26 protein-coding genes are annotated in these 21,403 nt (G+C 39.6%); all 26 read left to right on the plus strand.

All coding sequences use genetic code 11. From position 1 onward, the window contains the following. The first annotated feature begins 10 nt into the window (after positions 1–10). The 26 genes from secY to QM469_RS04720 all read left to right on the plus strand — a co-directional run bounded on the left by secY (position 11) and on the right by QM469_RS04720 (position 21,163). A complete protein-coding gene (gene secY, locus QM469_RS04595) occupies positions 11–1,321 on the plus strand; it encodes a preprotein translocase subunit SecY (RefSeq protein WP_075230994.1) in 1,311 nt (436 codons plus the stop codon). Between the two features lie 155 nt (positions 1,322–1,476). Then, positions 1,477–2,115: an adenylate kinase gene (locus tag QM469_RS04600; RefSeq protein ID WP_153224690.1), complete on the plus strand. Its 639-nt coding sequence runs from the start codon at positions 1,477–1,479 to the stop codon at positions 2,113–2,115. Between the two features lie 117 nt (positions 2,116–2,232). Beyond that, the gene (infA, locus tag QM469_RS04605; protein ID WP_001029883.1) at positions 2,233–2,451 is read left to right on the plus strand and encodes a translation initiation factor IF-1; all 219 of its coding nucleotides are present in this window, start codon (positions 2,233–2,235) and stop codon (positions 2,449–2,451) included. 24 nt (positions 2,452–2,475) lie between these two features. Beyond that, positions 2,476–2,592 (plus strand): 50S ribosomal protein L36, encoded by a 117-nt coding sequence (gene rpmJ / locus QM469_RS04610; protein ID WP_001808836.1) that lies wholly within the window; start codon positions 2,476–2,478, stop codon positions 2,590–2,592. Between the two features lie 17 nt (positions 2,593–2,609). Continuing rightward, positions 2,610–2,975: a 30S ribosomal protein S13 gene (rpsM, locus tag QM469_RS04615; RefSeq protein WP_000090783.1), complete on the plus strand. Its 366-nt coding sequence runs from the start codon at positions 2,610–2,612 to the stop codon at positions 2,973–2,975. A gap of 17 nt (positions 2,976–2,992) precedes the next feature. Beyond that, positions 2,993–3,376, plus strand: coding sequence for a 30S ribosomal protein S11 (gene rpsK / locus QM469_RS04620; RefSeq protein WP_001118385.1), 384 nt, complete (start codon positions 2,993–2,995; stop codon positions 3,374–3,376). A gap of 42 nt (positions 3,377–3,418) precedes the next feature. Next, positions 3,419–4,354 (plus strand): DNA-directed RNA polymerase subunit alpha, encoded by a 936-nt coding sequence (locus QM469_RS04625; protein ID WP_000568996.1) that lies wholly within the window; start codon positions 3,419–3,421, stop codon positions 4,352–4,354. A gap of 11 nt (positions 4,355–4,365) precedes the next feature. Further along, positions 4,366–4,752, plus strand: a complete 387-nt coding sequence (gene rplQ, locus QM469_RS04630) for a 50S ribosomal protein L17 (protein WP_000331493.1) — start codon at positions 4,366–4,368, stop codon at positions 4,750–4,752. A gap of 464 nt (positions 4,753–5,216) precedes the next feature. After that, complete coding sequence (locus QM469_RS04635; protein ID WP_000644115.1) at positions 5,217–5,483, plus strand: ACT domain-containing protein; 267 nt, start codon at positions 5,217–5,219, stop codon at positions 5,481–5,483. Positions 5,484–5,492: 9 nt separating this feature from the next. Next, the gene (locus tag QM469_RS04640; protein ID WP_049504880.1) at positions 5,493–6,830 is read left to right on the plus strand and encodes a PFL family protein; all 1,338 of its coding nucleotides are present in this window, start codon (positions 5,493–5,495) and stop codon (positions 6,828–6,830) included. Between the two features lie 329 nt (positions 6,831–7,159). After that, positions 7,160–7,531 (plus strand): ribonuclease P protein component, encoded by a 372-nt coding sequence (rnpA, locus tag QM469_RS04645; protein ID WP_153224692.1) that lies wholly within the window; start codon positions 7,160–7,162, stop codon positions 7,529–7,531. Continuing rightward, entirely contained in the window at positions 7,506–8,333 is an 828-nt protein-coding gene (locus tag QM469_RS04650; protein WP_281335381.1) for a YidC/Oxa1 family membrane protein insertase, read from the plus strand. The genes rnpA and QM469_RS04650 overlap by 26 nt, the downstream gene beginning before the upstream one ends. A 14-nt stretch (positions 8,334–8,347) precedes the next feature. After that, entirely contained in the window at positions 8,348–9,304 is a 957-nt protein-coding gene (gene jag / locus QM469_RS04655; protein WP_049504883.1) for an RNA-binding cell elongation regulator Jag/EloR, read from the plus strand. 55 nt (positions 9,305–9,359) lie between these two features. Then, the gene (locus QM469_RS04660; RefSeq protein ID WP_311523467.1) at positions 9,360–9,983 is read left to right on the plus strand and encodes an HI_0552 family protein; all 624 of its coding nucleotides are present in this window, start codon (positions 9,360–9,362) and stop codon (positions 9,981–9,983) included. Positions 9,984–10,113: 130 nt separating this feature from the next. After that, positions 10,114–11,571: a PTS ascorbate transporter subunit IIC gene (locus QM469_RS04665; protein WP_049548841.1), complete on the plus strand. Its 1,458-nt coding sequence runs from the start codon at positions 10,114–10,116 to the stop codon at positions 11,569–11,571. A gap of 23 nt (positions 11,572–11,594) precedes the next feature. Then, positions 11,595–11,876 carry a PTS sugar transporter subunit IIB gene (locus QM469_RS04670; RefSeq protein ID WP_000241466.1) on the plus strand — a complete coding sequence of 94 codons (282 nt, stop codon included), beginning with the start codon at positions 11,595–11,597 and terminating at the stop codon, positions 11,874–11,876. Between the two features lie 76 nt (positions 11,877–11,952). Continuing rightward, positions 11,953–12,438 (plus strand): PTS sugar transporter subunit IIA, encoded by a 486-nt coding sequence (locus QM469_RS04675; RefSeq protein ID WP_311523468.1) that lies wholly within the window; start codon positions 11,953–11,955, stop codon positions 12,436–12,438. 16 nt (positions 12,439–12,454) lie between these two features. Continuing rightward, positions 12,455–13,120: a 3-keto-L-gulonate-6-phosphate decarboxylase UlaD gene (locus QM469_RS04680; RefSeq protein ID WP_414276132.1), complete on the plus strand. Its 666-nt coding sequence runs from the start codon at positions 12,455–12,457 to the stop codon at positions 13,118–13,120. Between the two features lie 3 nt (positions 13,121–13,123). Next, positions 13,124–13,987 carry an L-ribulose-5-phosphate 3-epimerase gene (locus QM469_RS04685; RefSeq protein ID WP_414276133.1) on the plus strand — a complete coding sequence of 288 codons (864 nt, stop codon included), beginning with the start codon at positions 13,124–13,126 and terminating at the stop codon, positions 13,985–13,987. A gap of 1 nt (position 13,988) precedes the next feature. Beyond that, positions 13,989–14,696: an L-ribulose-5-phosphate 4-epimerase gene (locus tag QM469_RS04690; protein ID WP_006153388.1), complete on the plus strand. Its 708-nt coding sequence runs from the start codon at positions 13,989–13,991 to the stop codon at positions 14,694–14,696. Between the two features lie 166 nt (positions 14,697–14,862). Continuing rightward, positions 14,863–16,536 carry a BglG family transcription antiterminator gene (locus QM469_RS04695; protein WP_414276134.1) on the plus strand — a complete coding sequence of 558 codons (1,674 nt, stop codon included), beginning with the start codon at positions 14,863–14,865 and terminating at the stop codon, positions 16,534–16,536. Between the two features lie 116 nt (positions 16,537–16,652). Next, entirely contained in the window at positions 16,653–17,744 is a 1,092-nt protein-coding gene (ulaG, locus tag QM469_RS04700; RefSeq protein WP_140834575.1) for an L-ascorbate 6-phosphate lactonase, read from the plus strand. Positions 17,745–17,857: 113 nt separating this feature from the next. Further along, on the plus strand, positions 17,858–19,834 hold the full coding sequence (gene tkt / locus QM469_RS04705; protein WP_414276135.1) for a transketolase: 1,977 nt from the start codon (positions 17,858–17,860) through the stop codon (positions 19,832–19,834). Positions 19,835–19,950: 116 nt separating this feature from the next. Further along, the gene (gene yajC / locus QM469_RS04710; protein ID WP_000509386.1) at positions 19,951–20,271 is read left to right on the plus strand and encodes a preprotein translocase subunit YajC; all 321 of its coding nucleotides are present in this window, start codon (positions 19,951–19,953) and stop codon (positions 20,269–20,271) included. A gap of 48 nt (positions 20,272–20,319) precedes the next feature. After that, positions 20,320–20,775 (plus strand): low molecular weight protein-tyrosine-phosphatase, encoded by a 456-nt coding sequence (locus QM469_RS04715; protein ID WP_311523479.1) that lies wholly within the window; start codon positions 20,320–20,322, stop codon positions 20,773–20,775. Next, positions 20,750–21,163 (plus strand): MORN repeat-containing protein, encoded by a 414-nt coding sequence (locus QM469_RS04720; protein WP_311523481.1) that lies wholly within the window; start codon positions 20,750–20,752, stop codon positions 21,161–21,163. The genes QM469_RS04715 and QM469_RS04720 overlap by 26 nt, the downstream gene beginning before the upstream one ends. The last annotated feature ends 240 nt before the right edge of the window (positions 21,164–21,403 follow it).

Here is a 21,403-nt window from a genome sequence, read left to right on the forward strand (position 1 = left end):
GAGGTGACCTATGTTTTTTAAATTATTGAGAGAAGCCTTCAAAGTCAAGCAAGTTCGATCAAAAATTCTTTTTACAATTTTTATCGTCTTTGTCTTCCGTATCGGGACTAGCATTACGGTTCCATGGGTGAATGCCAATAGCTTGAATGCTTTGAGTGGTCTATCTTTTCTAAATATGTTAAGTTTGGTGTCTGGTAATGCCATGAAAAACTTTTCAGTTTTTGCACTTGGTGTTAGTCCATACATTACTGCTTCTATCGTTGTCCAACTCTTACAAATGGATTTATTACCGAAGTTTGTAGAGTGGGGCAAACAAGGGGAAGTTGGTCGTAGAAAGTTGAACCAGGCAACTCGATATATTGCCCTTGTTCTTGCATTCGTGCAATCTGTCGGAATTACTGCTGGTTTTAATGCTTTATCTGGAGCCAAACTTTTGACTGTTCCTCTAACACCACAAGTTTTCCTTGTGATTGGAGCAATCCTAACAGCGGGTAGTATGATTGTAACTTGGTTGGGAGAGCAAATTACTGATAAGGGTTATGGAAATGGTGTTTCTATGATTATCTTTGCGGGGATTGTTGCTTCAATTCCTGATATGATCAAGGGTATCTATGTTGACTACTTTGTCAATGTACCAAGCAGTCGCTTGACTTCATCCCTCATTTTTGTTGCTATCTTAATTGTAGCAGTCTTATTGATTGTTTACTTTACAACTTATGTTCAACAAGCTGAATATAAGATACCAATTCAGTATACTAAGGTAGCACAAGGAGCACCGTCAAGTTCCTATCTTCCATTGAAGATTAACCCTGCAGGAGTTATTCCAGTTATCTTTGCTAGCTCGATTACTGCAGCACCAGCGGCAATTTTACAATTTGTAAGTGCATCTGGTCTTGATTGGGCCTGGGTACGTAGTGCTCAGGAGTTGCTATCTACAACAGCCCCTACAGGTATCGCTTTGTACGCTCTGTTGATTATCCTCTTTACATTCTTCTATACATTTGTACAGATTAATCCAGAGAAGGCAGCAGAAAATTTGCAAAAGAGCGGTGCTTATATCCACGGTGTCCGTCCTGGTAAAGGGACAGAAGAGTATATGTCAAAACTTCTTCGTCGTCTCGCAACAGTCGGTTCCCTCTTCCTAGGTGTCATTTCTATTTTACCTATTGTAGCTAAGGATTTATTCGGTCTTTCAGAAGTCGTTGCTTTTGGGGGAACAAGTCTTTTGATCATTATCTCAACAGGTATTGAAGGAATTAAACAATTGGAAGGTTATTTATTGAAACGTAAGTATGTTGGTTTCATGAATACAACAGAATAATTGTAATAGAAAAGAAAATTCACTATTGCTCAGAGAGTGGAGTTTAAAAATCAAAGACCTTGTCAGATTTTTATCTCCTCTCTTCTATTTTGTTTTTAAATAGGAGTTGAAATGAATTTTTGCTTCTATTTAAAAACAAAAAAGGAGTTTGAATCATGAATCTTTTGATTATGGGCTTACCTGGTGCAGGTAAGGGTACACAAGCAGCAAAAATTGTTGAACAATTCCATGTTGCTCATATCTCAACAGGTGATATGTTCCGTGCGGCAATGGCTAACCAAACTGAAATGGGTGTCTTAGCTAAGTCTTATATCGACAAAGGCGAGTTGGTTCCAGATGAAGTTACAAATGGTATCGTGAAAGAGCGTCTTTCACAAGATGACATTAAAGAAACTGGTTTCTTGTTGGACGGGTACCCACGTACAATTGAACAAGCTCATGCCTTGGATAAAACTTTAGCTGAATTAGGAATTGAGCTTGAAGGTGTTATTAACATCGAAGTAAATCCAGATTGTCTTTTGGAGCGTTTGAGTGGTCGTATCATTCACCGTGAAACTGGCGAAACTTTCCATAAAGTTTTCAACCCACCAGTTGACTACAAAGAAGAAGACTATTACCAACGTGAAGATGACAAACCTGAAACAGTAAAACGTCGTTTGGATGTTAATATTGCTCAAGGTGAACCAATTATTGCCCACTATCGTGCAAAAGGTTTGGTACATGATATCGAAGGTAACAAAGATATCAATGATGTCTTTGCAGATATCGAAAAAGTATTGACAAAATTGAAATAAAAGCGTTTTTCATGCTTGCAAAATGTCTCTACAAATGTTATACTGAGTTAGTCTGACTTATAATTGTTGTCTCTGTGTCTAGAGGCATCAAATCGAAATTTATGGAGGTACTTTTGCGTGGCAAAAGACGATGTGATTGAAGTTGAAGGTAAAGTAGTTGATACTATGCCGAATGCAATGTTTACGGTTGAACTTGAAAATGGACATCAGATTTTAGCAACAGTTTCTGGTAAAATTCGTAAAAACTATATTCGTATTTTAGCGGGAGATCGTGTTACTGTCGAAATGAGTCCATATGACTTGACACGTGGACGTATCACTTACCGCTTTAAATAATCGAAAAACTTGGAGGGATAAGAAATGAAAGTAAGACCATCGGTCAAACCAATTTGCGAATACTGTAAAGTAATTCGTCGTAATGGTCGTGTTATGGTAATTTGCCCAGCAAATCCAAAACACAAACAACGTCAAGGATAAGATAGAAAGGAGAAAACATGGCTCGTATTGCTGGAGTTGACATTCCAAATGACAAACGCGTAGTAATTTCATTGACTTATGTGTACGGTATCGGACTTCCAACATCTAAGAAAATCTTGGCAGCTGCTGGAATTTCAGAAGATGTACGTGTTCGCGATCTTACACCAGATCAAGAAGATGCTATCCGTCGTGAAGTGGATGCAATTAAAGTTGAAGGTGACCTTCGTCGTGAAGTTAACTTGAACATCAAACGTTTGATGGAAATCGGTTCATACCGTGGTATCCGTCACCGTCGTGGACTTCCTGTCCGTGGACAAAACACTAAAAACAACGCTCGCACTCGTAAAGGTAAAGCTGTTGCGATTGCTGGTAAGAAAAAATAATATAGGAGGTAAAAGTCTTGGCTAAACCAACACGTAAACGTCGTGTGAAAAAGAATATCGAATCTGGTATTGCTCATATTCACGCTACATTTAATAACACTATTGTTATGATTACTGATGTGCATGGTAATGCAATTGCTTGGTCATCAGCTGGTGCTCTTGGTTTCAAAGGTTCTCGTAAATCTACACCATTTGCTGCTCAAATGGCTTCTGAAGCTGCTGCTAAATCTGCACAAGAACACGGTCTTAAGTCAGTTGAAGTTACTGTTAAAGGTCCAGGTTCTGGTCGTGAGTCAGCTATTCGTGCTCTTGCTGCCGCTGGTCTTGAAGTAACAGCAATTCGTGATGTGACTCCAGTGCCACACAATGGTGCTCGTCCTCCAAAACGTCGCCGTGTATAATCATAACCTTACACTGCTTTTCGTTTAAGAGGGAGTAACTAAATGATCGAGTTTGAAAAACCAAATATAACAAAAATTGATGAAAATAAAGATTATGGCAAGTTTGTAATCGAACCGCTTGAACGTGGTTACGGTACAACACTTGGTAACTCTCTTCGTCGTGTACTTCTAGCTTCTCTTCCAGGGGCTGCTGTAACATCTATCAATATCGAAGGTGTATTGCATGAATTTGATACAGTTCCGGGTGTTCGCGAAGACGTGATGCAAATCATTCTGAACATCAAAGGTATTGCAGTAAAATCTTACGTTAAAGACGAAAAGATCATTGAACTAGATGTGCAAGGTCCTGCTGAAATTACAGCTGGAGATATCTTGACAGATAGCGACATTGAAATTGTAAATCCAGATCATTATCTCTTTACAATCGGTGAAGGTTCTTCTCTAAAAGCGACAATGACTGTTAACAGTGGTCGTGGATATGTACCTGCTGATGAAAATAAAAAAGATAATGCACCAGTTGGAACACTTGCTGTAGATTCTATTTATACACCAGTTACAAAAGTCAACTATCAAGTTGAACCTGCTCGTGTAGGTAGCAATGATGGTTTCGACAAATTAACCCTTGAAATCTTGACTAATGGAACAATTATTCCAGAAGATGCTTTAGGGCTTTCAGCACGTATCTTGACAGAGCACCTTGATTTGTTTACAAATCTTACAGAGATTGCTAAGTCAGCAGAAGTGATGAAAGAAGCTGATACTGAATCGGACGACCGTATCTTGGAACGTACGATTGAGGAACTTGACTTGTCTGTGCGTTCATATAACTGTTTGAAACGTGCCGGTATTAACACTGTGCATGATTTGACAGAAAAATCTGAAGCAGAGATGATGAAAGTAAGAAATCTTGGACGCAAGAGTTTGGAAGAAGTGAAAGTCAAACTCATTGATTTGGGTCTTGGATTAAAAGATAAATAAAGGAGGAATAAATGGCTTACCGTAAACTAGGACGCACTAGCTCACAACGTAAAGCAATGCTTCGCGATTTGACAACTGACCTTTTGATCAACGAATCAATCGTGACAACTGAAGCTCGTGCTAAAGAAATCCGTAAAACTGTTGAAAAAATGATTACTCTAGGTAAACGTGGTGATTTGCATGCACGTCGTCAAGCAGCTGCTTTCGTACGTAATGAAATCGCATCTGAAAACTATGATGAAGCAACTGATAAGTACACTTCTACTACAGCACTTCAAAAATTGTTCTCAGAAATCGCACCTCGTTATGCTGAGCGTAACGGTGGATACACTCGTATCCTTAAAACTGAACCACGTCGTGGTGATGCAGCGCCAATGGCGATCATCGAATTAGTATAAAATCATCAATTTTGTTGAGTGTTATGATGATGGAGTCTTGTGCTCTTAGTCTAGCTCTGGTCTACCGCTAGGACTTATGTCCTAGCGGGAACACTCATCATAAGATGATAAGGTAGACGCTTGTTTACGAAATTGTTTTTTACTTAAGAACAATTTCGTAAGCAGGCGTTTTTGAGTATTTTATTAAGAAATATGCTATACTATTGAAAAAGAAAATCGACAATGTTCATTTTTTCAAAAATATTCTATAAAGAGGTTATGAGCCAATATATTATCAGTTTCAAGTTCTAAACTAGCGACTTGGTAAAAAATACTAGCCTGGTACAAGATCAACTAAGAGATTTTTTTAGGATTTCAACTTGGATAATTGTTCACTATTAAGTGATTTAGTTATTCTATCCTCCTTTTTCATTTTATTTTTGTCCAAAATGGATATCGTTCTGTGTTAGAAATGGAGTTTAATCATGAAAGCTATTATTACTGTTGTTGGTAAAGATAAATCTGGAATTGTTGCAGGTGTTGCGACAAAAATTGCTGAATTAGGCTTAAATATTGATGATATCTCACAAACAGTCTTAGACGAATTCTTTACTATGATGGCTGTGGTATCTAGTGATGAAAAACAAGATTTTACACATCTTAGAAACGAATTTGAGGTTTTTGGTCAGACTTTGAATGTCAAAATCAATATTCAAAGTGCAGCTATTTTTGATGCTATGTACAATATCTAGGAGGTATTTATGGATATTAGACAAGTTACCGAAACAATCGCCATGATTGAGGAGCAAAACTTTGACATTAGAACCATTACCATGGGGATTTCCCTTTTGGACTGTATCGATCCAGATATCAATCGTGCTGCAGAAAAAATATATGAAAAGATTACTACAAAAGCAGCTAATTTAGTAGCTGTTGGGGATGAAATTGCGGCTGAGTTGGGCATTCCCATCGTAAATAAACGGGTATCAGTTACTCCAATTTCCTTGATTGGTGCTGCTACCGATGCGACGGATTATGTAGTCTTGGCTAAAGCACTGGATAAAGCTGCGAAAGAAATTGGTGTTGACTTCATTGGTGGTTTTTCAGCCTTGGTACAAAAGGGTTATCAAAAAGGTGATGAAATCCTTATCAACTCCATTCCTCGTGCTTTGGCAGAAACGGATAAGGTTTGTTCATCAGTAAATATCGGTTCTACCAAATCGGGCATCAATATGACTGCAGTAGCGGATATGGGACGCATTATCAAGGAAACAGCTTCTTTATCTGATATGGGGGCGGCTAAATTGGTTGTATTTGCCAACGCGGTAGAGGACAATCCTTTTATGGCAGGCGCTTTTCATGGTGTTGGTGAAGCAGATGTCATCATCAATGTCGGTGTTTCTGGTCCAGGTGTTGTTAAACGTGCCTTGGAAAAGGTTCGTGGTCAGAGCTTTGATGTTGTTGCTGAAACTGTTAAAAAGACAGCCTTCAAGATTACCCGCATTGGTCAATTAGTCGGTCAAATGGCTAGTGAGCGACTTGGAGTTGATTTTGGAATTGTCGATCTGAGTTTGGCTCCAACTCCAGCAGTGGGTGATTCTGTAGCCCGTGTCCTTGAGGAAATGGGGTTAGAGACAGTTGGGACTCATGGAACGACTGCTGCCTTGGCTCTCTTGAACGACCAAGTTAAAAAAGGCGGAGTGATGGCTTGCAACCAAGTTGGTGGTTTGTCTGGTGCCTTTATCCCAGTTTCTGAGGACGAGGGGATGATTGCTGCTGTGCAAAATGGCTCCCTTAATTTGGAAAAGCTAGAAGCTATGACGGCTATCTGTTCAGTTGGTTTGGATATGATTGCCATTCCTGAAGATACACCTGCAGAAACGATTGCAGCAATGATTGCGGATGAAGCTGCTATCGGAGTCATCAATATGAAAACAACTGCTGTACGTATTATTCCAAAAGGAAAAGAAGGCGATATGATTGAATTTGGTGGTCTTTTAGGAACAGCTCCAGTCATGAAGGTCAACGGTGCATCATCTGTTGATTTCATTGCACGTGGAGGGCAAATCCCAGCTCCAATCCATAGTTTTAAAAATTAAAAAGAAATTGAATCTGTTTAAGTTGGGTTTAAGGATAGACCTGTATACTACTATCATTAAATAAAGACCTCCTAACTTTATTTAATTAAAATCCTAACTTTTTCATAATAATCTCCTACAAAAGTCACTCCAAAGGGTGACTTTTGTTTTATCTCAAGAGAAAATAAAGAAAGTAGCATGTTCAAATTTGTAAATTTGTTCAAAAATAAGATGATTTAAAGGATAAAACCAGTTTTTTCATTCTGTAAAATGGGCTAAAACCTTGCTATGATTGGCTTTTTGAAAAATTATGGTATAATAGTAGTAGTTTTAATAGATGGAGTTGAATTTTGAAAAAACGCTTTCGTGTAAAAAAAGAGAAAGATTTTAGTGCAATATTTAAAAAAGGGGAGAGTTTTGCTAATCGTAAATTTGTTATTTATCGATTAGAAAATAATGAACAGCATTTTCGAGTTGGCCTATCTGTCAGTAAAAAATTAGGAAACGCTGTCACGAGGAATCAGATCAAGAGAAGAATTCGACATATTCTGATTGAACATAAAAATCAGCTGGTTGAAAATGTAGATTTTGTTGTGATTGCTCGAAAAGGTGTTGAAATCTTGGACTACGCGGAAATGAAAAAAAATCTACTTCACGTATTAAAGTTATCAAAGATTTACCAGGAAGGAAATGGGAGTGAAAAAGAAATTACAGTTGACTAGCTTAGTGGTGCTTGCTTTATTTGTGATGAGCGCCTGCACGGCTAATGGTACGACGAGTGAGATTACAGCTGAATCAACAGGTTTTTGGAGTAAATTTGTTTATTTTTTTGCTGAAACCATTCGCTTTTTATCATTTGATACAAGTATTGGTCTGGGGATTATTTTATTTACCCTTCTAATCAGAACCATTCTTTTACCAGTCTTTCAGATACAAATGGTGGCATCTAGAAAGATGCAAGAAGTACAACCACTGGTTAAGGAGTTGCGAGAACGTTATCCGGGACGGGATATGGAGAGCCGTACCAAGTTAGACCAAGAAATGCGTCAGTTGTTCAAGCAACATGGTGTCAAACAGTCAGCTTCTCTTTGGCCAATCTTAATCCAAATGCCAGTCTTGTTGGCCTTGTTCCAAGCTTTGAGTAGGGTAGAATTTCTAAAAACGGGTCATTTCTTATGGATTAACCTTGGTGGTGTTGATACGACTTTTGTTTTGCCTATTCTGGCAGCTATCTTTACTTTCCTTAGCACCTGGTTATCCAATAAGGCCATGGTTGAGAAAAATGGCGCCATGACAGGGATGATGTATGCAATGCCAGTCATGATTTTCTTCTTTGCCATGTATTCACCAAGTGGGGTTGCCTTATACTGGGCGGTATCCAATGCTTATCAGGTGCTCCAAACCTATCTGCTCAACAATCCATTCAAGATTATTGCAGAGCGTGAGGCGGGAGTACAGGCTAAGAAGGATTTAGAAATCAAGAAGAGAAAAGCTCTCAAGAAAGCACAGAAAAAGAAAAAGTAAGGAGGAATCTTGTAATGGTATTATTTACAGGTTCAACTGTTGAGGAAGCAATCCAAACGGGATTGAAGGAATTGGGGATTCCTAGAATGAAGGCGCATATCAAGGTTGTCTCAAGGGAGAAAAAAGGATTCTTTGGCCTTTTTGGGAAGAAACCAGCGCAAGTTGATATCGAAGCAATTAGTGAGACAACTGTTGTGAAGGCAAATCAGCAAGCAGTTAAGGGAGTTCCAAAGGAAGTTAATGCTAAGAACGAACCCGTTAAGACTGTTAGTGAAGCAACAGTAGACTTAGGCCATGTTGTTGAAGCAATCAAGAAAATCGAGGAAGAAGGACAAGGGATCTCTGAAGAAGTTAAGGCCGAAATTTTAAAAAATGAGAAAGAAGCTAGTACAATTTTAGAGGAGACTGGTCATATTGCCATTCTAAAAGATTTACTGCCTGAAGAATCTAAAGAGCAGGAAGAAGTCGAGCAGAATGATGATTTAGAAAATCTAGGTTTGAAGATTGAACCGACCTATGATATTGACCAGGTGGTCGAAGAAGTGACCAACTATGTTCAAGGTATTATTGATGATATGGATGTTGAGGGAGCAATTTCAAGTACCTCAAATCGCCGTTCTATCAATATGCAAATTGATACTAATGAACCAGGCCGTATTATCGGTTACCATGGTAAGGTTTTGAAATCTCTCCAGCTTTTAGCGCAAAATTATCTTTATAACCGCTATTCAAGAACCTTCTATATTACCATCAATGTTAATGATTATGTAGAGCACCGTGCAGAAGTCTTGCAGAGCTATGCACAGAAGTTAGCTACACGTGTCCTAGAAGAGGGGCGTAGTCAGGTGACTGATCCAATGTCTAGTAGCGAACGTAAAATCATCCATCGTATTATTTCACGTATGGAGGGTGTCACTAGTTATTCAGAAGGTGATGAACCAAATCGTTACGTTGTGGTTGATACAGAATAATCAAAGCAAAATCAGGGGCACCCTGATTTTTTGCTAGCTAAGGGAGGTTGATCCTATGTTGAATACAATGAGAGAATATCTAGCTTACTCTGGTTTACAGTATCAAAAACCCGAGAAGGCAGGTCAAGAAGCTGAAAATATGCTTTATTTGAGAAGCAAGGGGCAGGAGGCCAGAAAGGTCTTTACACACTTAGCCAAGGCTTTTCAAGAAAGACATCCAGAATGGGATCTCCAAGGGACGAGTCAGTGGATGAATCAAGCCCAACGTTTGCGACCACATTTCTGGGCCTATTTACAGTGTGAGGGGGAAGTGACAGAGCCTATGTTGGCTCTTCGTTTGTATGGAAGCCCTTCTGATTTTGGAGTTTCACTAGAAGTTAGTTTTATCGAACGTAAGAAGGATGACCGAACTTTAGACAAACAGGCCAAGGTCCTAGAAGTTCCAGTGGTAGAAGGAATTTATTATCTAGTCTATTCAGATGGAGAAAGTCAAAAGATGGAGGCTACTGAGGAAAATCGTCAAATTTTAAGAGAAAAATTATCCCATCAGGAAGTCCGAAAGGTTTTAGTGAAGGTAGATGTTCCAGTGACAGAAAATTCATCTGAAGAAGAAATCCTAGAAGCCCTACTGGAATCTTATGAAACAATTCTTCCCTTTTATCTAGCTACGAGAAAATAAGATAAGCCGTAAAATATCATAAATCATACAGTCCAAGAGTGAACAGTCCGCTGTGTAATTCTTGGTCTTTTTGTTTCCGTTTTCACATTATATAATAAACTTACAAAAACAATTCAAAAGGAGAACAATTATGGAAGTCATTTCAAGTGTTCTAAATTGGTTTTCTAGCAATATTTTGCAGAATCCCGCATTTTTTGTAGGTTTATTGGTGCTAATAGGATATGCACTTTTGAAAAAACCTGCTCATGACGTTTTCTCAGGTTTCGTTAAAGCAACAGTAGGTTATATGTTGCTCAACGTGGGTGCTGGTGGTTTGGTTACAACCTTCCGCCCAATCTTGGCAGCCCTTAACTACAAATTCCAAATTGGTGCAGCGGTTATTGACCCTTACTTTGGACTTGCTGCAGCAAACAACAAAATTGCAGCAGAATTTCCAGATTTCGTCGGAACTGCAACAACAGCTCTATTGATCGGTTTTGGAGTAAATATCTTGCTTGTAGCTCTACGCAAGATTACGAAAGTAAGAACCCTCTTTATTACTGGTCACATCATGGTACAACAAGCTGCGACTGTATCTCTTATGGTTCTATTCTTAGTCCCACAATTGCGAAATGCTTATGGTACAGCAGCAATCGGTATCATCTGTGGCCTTTACTGGGCAGTTAGTTCAAATATGACTGTTGAGGCAACTCAACGCTTGACTGGTGGTGGCGGATTTGCGATTGGTCACCAACAACAATTTGCAATCTGGTTTGTAGATAAAGTGGCAGGACGCTTTGGTAAGAAAGAAGAAAGTCTAGACAATCTTAAATTGCCTAAGTTCCTCTCAATCTTCCATGATACAGTTGTTGCCTCTGCTACTTTGATGCTCGTATTCTTCGGAGCCATTCTTTTAATCTTGGGTCCAGACATTATGTCTAATAAAGAAGTCATCACTTCAGGAACTCTATTCAATCCTGCAAAACAAGATTTCTTTATGTACATTATCCAAACAGCCTTCACCTTCTCAGTTTACTTGTTCGTTTTGATGCAAGGTGTCCGCATGTTCGTATCTGAGTTGACAAATGCCTTCCAAGGTATTTCAAACAAATTGTTGCCTGGTTCATTCCCAGCGGTTGACGTTGCAGCTTCTTATGGATTTGGTTCTCCAAACGCTGTCTTGTCTGGATTTGCCTTTGGTTTGATTGGTCAATTGATTACAATTGTCTTGCTCATCGTCTTTAAAAACCCTATCCTTATTATTACAGGATTTGTACCAGTGTTCTTTGATAATGCAGCCATCGCGGTCTATGCTGATAAGCGTGGCGGATGGAAAGCAGCCGTTATCCTATCCTTCATTTCAGGTGTCCTCCAAGTTGCTCTAGGAGCTCTCTGTGTAGCCCTTCTCGACTTAGCATCTTACGGTGGTTACCATGGAAATATCGACTTTGAATTCCCATGGCTTGGATTTGGTTATATCTTCAAATACCTCGGTATTGTTGGTTATGTACTTGTATGTCTCTTCTTGCTCGTTATTCCTCAACTTCAATTTGCAAAAGCAAAAGATAAAGAGAAATATTACAAGGGTGAAGTTCAAGAAGAAGCTTAGTATCTAGAAAAGGAGAAAATAAAATGGTTAAAGTATTAGCAGCGTGTGGAAATGGAATGGGTTCATCTATGGTTATCAAGATGAAGGTTGAAAATGCCCTCCGTAAGCTTAATCAAACAGACTTTACAGTCAATTCATGCAGTGTCGGTGAAGCAAAAGGTTTAGCAGCAGGCTATGACATCGTAATCGCTTCTCTTCATTTAATCCAAGAATTGGAAGGTCGGACTAATGGGAAGTTAATTGGGCTTGACAACTTGATGGATGATAAAGAAATCACTGAAAAACTCAGTCAAGCACTACAGTAAAAGGTTGGAGGGGGCTGGACAGAAACTGAGAGTTATCGTTTCTGTCCTTCTCCCTCTTTAAATAAAGGAGGCAGATATGAATTTAAAACAAGCTTTAATTGACAATGACTCGATCCGACTAGGGTTAGAAGCTAAGGATTGGAAAGAAGCAGTCAGGGTAGCAGTAGATCCCTTGATTGAAAGTGGGGCGATTTTGCCAGAGTATTACGATGCTATCATCGAATCAACTGAAGAGTATGGGCCTTATTATATTTTAATGCCAGGTATGGCTATGCCCCATGCTAGACCTGAAGCTGGAGTGCAAAGAGATGCCTTTTCATTGATTACCTTACAAAATCCGGTTGTATTTTCAGATGGGAAAGAGGTCTCTGTTTTGCTTGCACTAGCGGCAACAAGCTCAAAAATTCACACGAGTGTAGCTATTCCACAAATCATTGCCTTATTTGAATTAGAAGATTCTATTGCACGTTTACAGGCTTGCCAGACTAAAGAAGATGTCTTGGAAATGATCGAAGAATCTAAGGATAGCCCTTATCTCGAAGGATTGGATTTGGAAAGTTAGAAAGAGGAATAAAGAGATGACAAAAAGAATACCTAATTTACAAGTTGCATTAGACCATTCAGACTTGCAAGGAGCAATTAAAGCAGCTATTTCTGTTGGTCAGGAAGTAGATATTATCGAAGCTGGAACTGTTTGCTTGCTTCAAGTTGGAAGTGAACTGGTTGAGGTCTTGCGAAGCCTTTTCCCAGATAAGATTATTGTGGCAGATACAAAATGTGCTGATGCTGGTGGAACAGTTGCCAAAAATAATGCCGTTCGTGGAGCAGATTGGATGACTTGTATCTGTTGTGCAACCATCCCTACTATGGAAGCAGCTCTAAAGGCTATCAAGGCTGAACGTGGAGACCGAGGCGAAATCCAGATCGAGCTTTATGGCGATTGGACTTTTGAACAAGCTCAGCTTTGGCTAGATGCAGGTATCTCACAAGCTATCTATCACCAATCTCGTGATGCCCTTCTTGCTGGTGAAACTTGGGGTGAAAAAGACCTTAATAAGGTTAAGAAACTCATTGACATGGGCTTCCGAGTTTCTGTAACAGGTGGTCTAGATGTAGATACTCTCAAACTCTTTGAAGGCGTTGATGTCTTTACCTTTATCGCAGGTCGTGGAATTACGGAGGCTGCGGATCCAGCAGGAGCAGCGCGTGCCTTCAAGGATGAAATCAAACGAATTTGGGGGTAAACCATGGCACGTCCAATTGGAATTTATGAAAAGGCAACCCCGACCCACTTTACTTGGCTAGAACGTTTAAATTTTGCCAAGGAGTTAGGCTTTGATTTTGTCGAGATGTCTATCGATGAGCGTGACGAGCGTTTAGCAAGGCTTGACTGGAGTAAGGAAGAGCGCTTGGATATTGTAAAAGCAATCTATGAGACTGGTGTTCGTATTCCCTCTATCTGTTTTTCAGGCCATCGTCGTTACCCATTGGGATCGAATGATCCAGTTCTAGAGGAAAAATCTCTGGAACTCATGAAAAAATGTATCGAATTAGCTCAAGATTTGGGAGTTCGTACGATTCAATTAGCTGGTTACGACGTTTACTATGAGGAAAAGTCACCCCAGACACGCCAACGTTTTATTAAAAATTTGAGAAAAGCTTGTGACTGGGCAGAAGAAGCTCAGGTGGTACTTGCCATCGAAATTATGGATGATCCTTTCATCAATAGCATCGAAAAATACTTGGCTGTAGAAAAAGAGATTGCCTCTCCCTACCTCTTTGTCTATCCAGATATTGGTAATGTGTCTGCATGGCATAATGATGTCTACAGTGAATTTTATCTTGGCCATCATGCTATTGCAGCTCTCCACCTCAAGGATACTTATGCAGTGACAGAAAGTTCAAAGGGCCAATTCCGAGATGTACCTTTTGGACAAGGTTGTGTCAAATGGGAAGATGCTTTCAATATTTTAAAGCAAACCAATTATAATGGTCCTTTCCTAATCGAAATGTGGTCTGAAAATTGTGAAACTGTAGAAGAAACACGCGCAGCCATTCAAGAGGCCCAAGCTTTTCTCTACCCACTAATTAAGAAAGCAGGTTTGATGTAAGATGAATCAAGTAATCAATGCTATGCGTAAACGAGTCTGTGATGCCAATCAATCATTGCCAAAACATGGACTTGTCAAATTTACCTGGGGCAATGTATCTGAAGTCAATCGCGAACTCGGTGTCATTGTTATCAAACCATCAGGCGTAGATTATGACGAATTGACACCTGAAAACATGGTGGTAACTGACCTGGATGGCAAGGTTCTAGAAGGAGATTTAAGACCATCTTCGGACCTTCCAACTCATGTGCAGTTATATAAGGCTTGGCCAGAGATTGCTAGTGTGGTCCATACCCATTCGACAGAAGCTGTTGGTTGGGCTCAGGCAGGCCGTGATATTCCTTTCTACGGGACAACCCATGCGGATTATTTCTACGGTTCAATCCCTTGCGCCCGTAGTTTGACCAAGGATGAAGTAGAGGTAGCTTATGAAAAAGATACTGGCCTAGTTATCGTAGAAGAGTTTGAACGTCGTGGTCTAAACCCTGTTGAAGTACCAGGGATTGTCGTACGTAATCACGGTCCATTCACCTGGGGCAAAAATCCAGAGAATGCTGTCTATCACTCTGTTGTACTAGAGGAAGTATCTAAGATGAATCGCTTCACAGAGCAAATCAATCCAAGAGTTGAACCTGCTCCCCAGTACATCCTAGAAAAGCACTACCAACGTAAGCATGGACCAAATGCTTATTACGGTCAAAAGAAATAAGAAAATGAATTGAAAAGAGGCTAGGACCTTGCGATCCAAGCCTCGCTTTTGTAGTTGTAAATATCCACTGTTAAGAGTTTACAGCATATAATTGCAAAGTCTTTACGAATGTGATACCATTATAAAGTTGTTTTGGAAGCGATTGACAAATAGAGGAGTATGAATTATGGTTTTAGATAAGGCGAGCTGTGACTTGCTTCAATATTTGATGGATCAAGAAACGTCCAAAACAATTATGGCCATTTCAAAAGATCTAGCTCAATCTCGAAGAAAAATCTACTATCACATTGATAAAATCAATGATGCTTTGGATGATGAGAAGTTGCATATCATCAGTCTGCCTCGGATTGGTATCCACTTAACCGAGGAACAAAGAGAAGCTTGTCGTCAATTATTAGACGAAGTTGATTCTTATGATTACATCATGAGTGCCAACGAGCGGATGCAGCTGATGCTTCTTTTGATTGGTATTTCCAAAGAGAGAATCACGCTTGAAAAACTCATGGAATTAACAGAAGTCTCTCGAAATACAGTCCTTAATGACTTAAATAGCATTCGTTACCAGCTAACCTTGGAGCAGTATCAAGTAACGCTTCAAGTTAGTAAATCTCGCGGTTACTACTTGAATGCACACCCTCTTAATAAAATCCAGTATCTTCAATCCCTTCTCTATCATATCTTTATAGAGGAGAACCCAGCTTTTGTAGCTATTTTAGAGGAGAAAATCAAGGAGCGATTAGAAGATGAGAAGCTTCTTTCTGATGAAGTCAATCAATTCCTCAAAAAACAAGTTCCACTGGTTGAGCAAAATTTAGGGAAAAAAATAAACCATCACGAAGTCACCTTTATGTTACAGGTCCTTCCCTATCTTCTACTAGGGTGTGATACCGTTACTAGAAATCAAGATAAACATCAAGAAATTGATCAAGAATTTTCATTGATTCGAAAGAGGATAGAATACCAGGTGTCTAAGAAACTAGGAGAACGCTTATTTGAAACATTTGGCATCTCGTTTTCAGAATTAGATACATCTCTCTTGGCCATTCTTTTGTTATCCTATCGAAAAGATCGAGACATCCATGCAGAAAGTAAAGATTTTCAACATTTGAGAAGAGCTTTAGAAGAGTTTATTTGGTATTTTGAATCCCAAACCAGAATGGAGATTGAACAGAAAGAAGACTTGTTGAGGAATCTCGTGATTCATTGTAAGGCGCTATTATTCAGAAAGAACTATGGTATTTTCTCAAAAAATCCTTTGACACGTCAGATTCGTTCCAAGTATAGTGAGCTTTTCGTAATTACAAAAAAATGTGCAGAAGTGCTAGAAGAAGCCTGGCAGATTCGATTGACAGATGATGAGATTGCCTATCTGACCATTCATGTTGGAGGATTTTTAAAATATACTCCATCGATTCAGAACAATACCAAGAAGATTTATATTGTGTGTGATGAAGGAGTGGGCGTTTCTAAACTCTTACTTAAACAATGCCGCTTCTATCTTCCAAACGAACAGATTGGGGCAGTCTTTACCACTGAGCAGTTCAAAAGCGTGGAGGATATTACTCAGGTTGATTTACTTATTACAACAAACGATGAGCTTGAGAGTCGCTTCCCAGTGCTAAAGGTAAACCCTATACTTGAGGCAGAAGATATTTTACGCATGACAGACTTTATGAAGAATAAGATCCTTAGAAAAGATGGTCGAACCTTCAAGGAAAATCTATCAACCATTATCGGCACCTATATATCGGATAAACACGCTGCAGCAAAATTACAGGAAGAAATTCAACTCTTAATCAACCAAGAATTAGTCATCCAAGCTTTTTTAGATGAATCATAAACATCACAGTCCAATGATGAACACAAGCCTGTGTTTTTCTTGGTCTTTTTTAATATATTGGTCGGTGTTATACTAAGTATGAAATAAATACTTGAACAAAACATGGAGGATTTCAAATGCCAAACGTAAAAGAAATTACAAGAGAATCATGGATTTTAGCTACTTTCCCAGAGTGGGGAACATGGTTGAATGAAGAAATCGAAGAAGAAGTCGTTCCTGAAGGCAACTTTGCCATGTGGTGGTTAGGCAACTGTGGTACTTGGATTAAAACACCAGGTGGTGCTAACGTTGTCATGGACCTTTGGTCGAACCGTGGAAAATCAACTAAAAAAGTGAAAGATATGGTTCGCGGACACCAAATGGCAAATATGGCAGGTGTTCGTAAATTGCAACCAAACTTACGTGTTCAGCCAATGGTTATCGATCCATTTGCTATCAATGAACTCGACTACTACTTGGTTTCACACTTCCATAGTGACCATATCGACCCATACACAGCTGCAGCAATTCTCAATAATCCTAAGTTAGAACATGTTAAGTTTATCGGCCCTTACCATTGTGGACGAATCTGGGAAGGATGGGGTGTTCCAAAAGAACGCATCATCGTTGTCAAACCAGGTGATACTATTGAACTAAAAGACATGAAGATTCATGCGGTAGAATCATTTGACCGTACTTGCTTGGTAACGCTACCAGTGAACGGTGCTGATGAGACAGGTGGCGAACTTGCTGGCTTAGCTGTTACTGATGAAGAAATGGCTCAAAAGGCTGTTAACTATGTCTTTGAAACACCAGGTGGAACCATCTATCATGGTGCAGATTCTCACTTCTCAAACTACTTTGCGAAACATGGTAAAGACTTCAAAATTGATGTTGCTTTGAATAACTATGGTGAAAACCCAGTTGGTATCCAAGATAAAATGACATCTATTGACCTACTTCGCATGGCAGAAAATCTTCGTGCAAAAGTCATTATTCCAGTTCACTATGATATCTGGTCTAACTTCATGGCTTCTACGAATGAAATCCTAGAACTTTGGAAAATGAGAAAAGATCGTTTGCAATACGATTTCCATCCATTTATCTGGGAAGTTGGTGGTAAATACACTTACCCTCAAGACCAACACTTAGTAGAATATCATCACCCACGTGGTTTTGATGACTGCTTCGAACAAGACTCAAATATCCAATTCAAAGCCTTGCTTTAATATAAAATTTTTTTCTGGAGGTTATCCGTATGTTGCACGATACGGATAATTTTCATATAATAGTAGAATAGGATATGTGATAGACCTATCACCTCAAAGAGAAAGGAAATTCTATGTCAAATCTATCTGTTAATGCGATTCGTTTTCTAGGTATTGACGCTATCAATAAAGCCAACTCAGGTCACCCAGGGGTGGTTATGGGAGCTGCACCGATGGCATACAGCCTATTCACTAAAGAACTTCGTATCAATCCAGCTCAACCAAACTGGATTAACCGCGACCGTTTCATTCTTTCAGCTGGTCACGGATCAATGCTTCTCTATGCCCTTCTTCACCTTTCTGGATTTGAAGATGTGAGCATGGATGAAGTGAAGAACTTCCGTCAATGGGGCTCTAAAACACCAGGTCACCCAGAATTTGGTCATACAGCAGGGGTTGATGCAACAACAGGCCCTCTAGGACAAGGGATTGCGACTGCAACAGGTTTTGCACAAGCAGAACGTTTCCTTGCAGCTAAGTACAACCGTGAAGGTTATAACATCTTTGACCACTACACTTACGTTATCTGTGGAGATGGTGACTTGATGGAAGGTGTCTCAAGTGAAGCTGCTTCTTATGCAGGCTTGCAAAAGCTTGACAAATTGGTTGTTCTCTATGATTCAAATGATATCAACTTGGACGGTGAGACAAAAGATTCATTCACAGAGAGTGTTCGCGATCGTTACAATGCTTATGGTTGGCATACAGCCTTGGTAGAAGATGGAACAGACTTAGAAGCTATTCATGCTGCTATTGAAGAAGCTAAGGCTTCAGGAAAACCATCTTTGATTGAAGTGAAAACTGTTATTGGTTATGGTTCTCCAAATAAACAAGGGACTAATGCCGTACACGGTGCCCCTCTTGGCGCGGATGAAACTGCAGCAACTCGCCAAGCACTTGGTTGGAACTATGAACCGTTTGAAATCCCAGCAGAAGTATACGCAGACTTTAAAGAGAATGTCGCAGACCGTGGGGCATCAGCTTATGAAGCCTGGACAAAACTAGTTGCAGATTATAAAGAAGCTCACCCAGAGCTTGCTGCAGAAGTGGAAGCAATTATCGAAGGGCGCGATCCAGTTGAATTGACTCCAGAAGACTTCCCAGCTTTAGAAAATGACTTCTCTCAAGCGACGCGTAACTCAAGTCAGGATGCCTTGAATGTTGTGGCTGCTAAATTGCCAACCTTCCTTGGTGGATCAGCAGACCTCGCTCATTCAAATATGACTTACATCAAAACTGACGGACTTCAAGATGATGCAAATCGCTTAAATCGTAACATCCAATTTGGTGTTCGTGAATTTGCAATGGGTACTGTCTTGAACGGAATGGCTCTTCACGGTGGACTTCGAGTTTATGGTGGAACTTTCTTCGTATTCTCAGACTACCTTAAAGCAGCAGTTCGTTTGTCAGCCTTACAAGGTCTTCCAGTGACTTATGTCTTCACTCACGATTCAATCGCAGTTGGTGAAGACGGACCAACTCATGAACCAATTGAGCACTTGGCAGGTCTTCGTGCGATTCCAAACCTCAATGTTTTCCGTCCTGCTGATGCACGTGAAACACAAGCAGCTTGGTATCAAGCAGTTAAGAGCGAGAAAACACCGACTGCCCTCGTCTTGACTCGTCAGAACTTGACTGTTGAGGAAGGAACAGACTTTGATAAGGTTGCGAAAGGTGCTTATGTTGTCTATGAAAATACAGCAGACTTTGACACCATTTTGATTGCGACTGGTTCAGAGGTTAATCTGGCTGTTGCAGCTGCTAAAGAATTGGCAAGTCAAGGTGGCAAAGTTCGCGTAGTCAGCATGCCATCTACAGATGTATTTGATGCACAAGATGCAGCCTACAAAGAAGAGATTCTACCAAATGCAGTTCGTCGCCGTGTAGCAGTTGAAATGGGAGCAACTCAAAACTGGTATAAATACGTTGGTCTTGATGGAGCAGTTCTTGGTATTGATACCTTTGGAGCATCTGCACCAGCACCAAAAGTTTTAGCAGAATATGGATTTACAGTTGAAAACTTAGTAGAACTTGTAAACAACTTGAAATAAGAAAAATCAGGGCATTTGCTCTGGTTTTTTATTGACCTAAAATCAAGGTGCAATCTTGTAAAAACAAGTGAAATTTGATATAGTAGTTTTATCTGAATTACAAAGGAGAAAAAATAATGGGTGGGAATTTAACATTCTTGATTATGCTTGTTTTGATGTTCGGCTTGATGTTCTTCATGCAACGTTCTCAAAAAAAACAAGCTGAAAAACGTATGGAGAGCCTCAACAAACTTCAAAAAGGCTACGAAGTAATCACTATCGGTGGTCTCTACGGTACAGTCGACGAAGTTGATACTGAAAACAAAACGATTGTACTTGATGTAGACGGAGTATACTTGACTTTCGAATTAGGTGCAATTAGAACAGTTTTGCCAGTCAAAGAAGCTGTCACACCTGAAGGTGCAGTTATCGAAGAAGGCAGTGCTATTGAAGAATAAAACGGGGTGGAATGCATTCCCGTTTTTCTATAAGTGAGAGGAAGAGTAATGAAAAAAATTGCTTTTGTCTGTCTTGGTAATATTTGTCGCAGTCCTATGGCGGAATTTGTGATGAAATCCTTGACCGATAAATATGAGATTCAAAGTCGAGCGACTTCTTCCTGGGAACACGGTAATCCAATCCACAAAGGGACGCAAGGCATCTTTCGAAGTCATGGCGTTCCTTATGATACTTCAAAAACTTCCCAACAAATTTCTAAAAAAGATTTTGAGTATTTTGACTATATCATTGGGATGGATGAGTCTAATCTCGCTGATTTGCGTCAGATGTGTCCACAGGATCAACAATACAAGATACAGCCTTTTGCATCTGAAAGCGTTCCAGATCCCTGGTATACAGGTGATTTTGAAGAAACTTATGACCGAGTTTTAACTGGTTGCCAGGCTTGGTTAAGTCGCTTAGAAAATGAGAGTGAACATGGAAAATTTAAAAAAACTCTATGAAAAATATAGTGTCTATTTAACACGTCCCCGTTTAGAAATTGCGACAGTGATCGTCATTGTTGTCTGTGCAGGTCTCGTATTTCTGACCAATTTTCCAAAACAGGGCGTTCTTAAGTTTGATAACGATGCTATTATTTATGACGGGAGCCTAGTTCGTGGTAAGATGAATGGTCAGGGCACTGTTACCTTCTCAAACGGTGATACCTATACTGGAGAATTTAGCAATGGTGCCTTCAATGGTAAAGGTACCTACCAAGCTAAAGCAGGTTGGGTATATGAGGGAGACTTTGTAAATGGCCAAGCTGAAGGAAAAGGAAAACTGACTACCGAACAAGAAGTAGTCTATGAAGGGGACTTCAAACAAGGTTTATTTCAACAAGCACAATAACCTCCTCCTAGAAGGAGGTATTCTTCCAGAACAACAGAAAACGCTTACATGGAAATAAAAACGGCTTACAAGACTGTTTTACAACTAAGTTTGTGAAAAATAAAACTTTTACGGAATAATTCACAAACTTTAAGTGAAAAAGTGCATGTGTGGGTATATTGGAAATTGTTTTCACAAACAAACAAAAAAAGTTTGTGAAATGCTCATGAAACTGTTTACAAATTTTAAAAAAAGAGTTAT

This window comes from Streptococcus infantis (genome assembly GCF_047464215.1).
Classification (GTDB): Bacteria; Bacillota; Bacilli; order Lactobacillales; family Streptococcaceae; genus Streptococcus; species Streptococcus infantis_P.

Excerpts from the sequence above, each read along its gene's own strand:
- QM469_RS04635 (WP_000644115.1), top strand. The coding sequence starts at position 5,217 with ATGAAAGCTATTATTACTGTTGTTGGTAAAGATAAATCTGGAATTGTT.
- QM469_RS04695 (WP_414276134.1), top strand. The coding sequence starts at position 14,863 with ATGGTTTTAGATAAGGCGAGCTGTGACTTGCTTCAATATTTGATGGAT.
- jag (WP_049504883.1), top strand. The coding sequence starts at position 8,348 with ATGGTATTATTTACAGGTTCAACTGTTGAGGAAGCAATCCAAACGGGA.
- QM469_RS04660 (WP_311523467.1), top strand. The coding sequence starts at position 9,360 with ATGTTGAATACAATGAGAGAATATCTAGCTTACTCTGGTTTACAGTAT.
- QM469_RS04685 (WP_414276133.1), top strand. The coding sequence starts at position 13,124 with ATGGCACGTCCAATTGGAATTTATGAAAAGGCAACCCCGACCCACTTT.
- QM469_RS04670 (WP_000241466.1), top strand. The coding sequence starts at position 11,595 with ATGGTTAAAGTATTAGCAGCGTGTGGAAATGGAATGGGTTCATCTATG.
- rpsM (WP_000090783.1), top strand. The coding sequence starts at position 2,610 with ATGGCTCGTATTGCTGGAGTTGACATTCCAAATGACAAACGCGTAGTA.
- QM469_RS04715 (WP_311523479.1), top strand. The coding sequence starts at position 20,320 with ATGAAAAAAATTGCTTTTGTCTGTCTTGGTAATATTTGTCGCAGTCCT.
- QM469_RS04680 (WP_414276132.1), top strand. The coding sequence starts at position 12,455 with ATGACAAAAAGAATACCTAATTTACAAGTTGCATTAGACCATTCAGAC.
- QM469_RS04625 (WP_000568996.1), top strand. The coding sequence starts at position 3,419 with ATGATCGAGTTTGAAAAACCAAATATAACAAAAATTGATGAAAATAAA.
- ulaG (WP_140834575.1), top strand. The coding sequence starts at position 16,653 with ATGCCAAACGTAAAAGAAATTACAAGAGAATCATGGATTTTAGCTACT.
- QM469_RS04720 (WP_311523481.1), top strand. The coding sequence starts at position 20,750 with ATGGAAAATTTAAAAAAACTCTATGAAAAATATAGTGTCTATTTAACA.
- secY (WP_075230994.1), top strand. The coding sequence starts at position 11 with ATGTTTTTTAAATTATTGAGAGAAGCCTTCAAAGTCAAGCAAGTTCGA.
- QM469_RS04675 (WP_311523468.1), top strand. The coding sequence starts at position 11,953 with ATGAATTTAAAACAAGCTTTAATTGACAATGACTCGATCCGACTAGGG.
- rpmJ (WP_001808836.1), top strand. The coding sequence starts at position 2,476 with ATGAAAGTAAGACCATCGGTCAAACCAATTTGCGAATACTGTAAAGTA.
- rplQ (WP_000331493.1), top strand. The coding sequence starts at position 4,366 with ATGGCTTACCGTAAACTAGGACGCACTAGCTCACAACGTAAAGCAATG.
- QM469_RS04640 (WP_049504880.1), top strand. The coding sequence starts at position 5,493 with ATGGATATTAGACAAGTTACCGAAACAATCGCCATGATTGAGGAGCAA.
- tkt (WP_414276135.1), top strand. The coding sequence starts at position 17,858 with ATGTCAAATCTATCTGTTAATGCGATTCGTTTTCTAGGTATTGACGCT.
- QM469_RS04600 (WP_153224690.1), top strand. The coding sequence starts at position 1,477 with ATGAATCTTTTGATTATGGGCTTACCTGGTGCAGGTAAGGGTACACAA.
- QM469_RS04665 (WP_049548841.1), top strand. The coding sequence starts at position 10,114 with ATGGAAGTCATTTCAAGTGTTCTAAATTGGTTTTCTAGCAATATTTTG.
- QM469_RS04690 (WP_006153388.1), top strand. The coding sequence starts at position 13,989 with ATGAATCAAGTAATCAATGCTATGCGTAAACGAGTCTGTGATGCCAAT.
- yajC (WP_000509386.1), top strand. The coding sequence starts at position 19,951 with ATGGGTGGGAATTTAACATTCTTGATTATGCTTGTTTTGATGTTCGGC.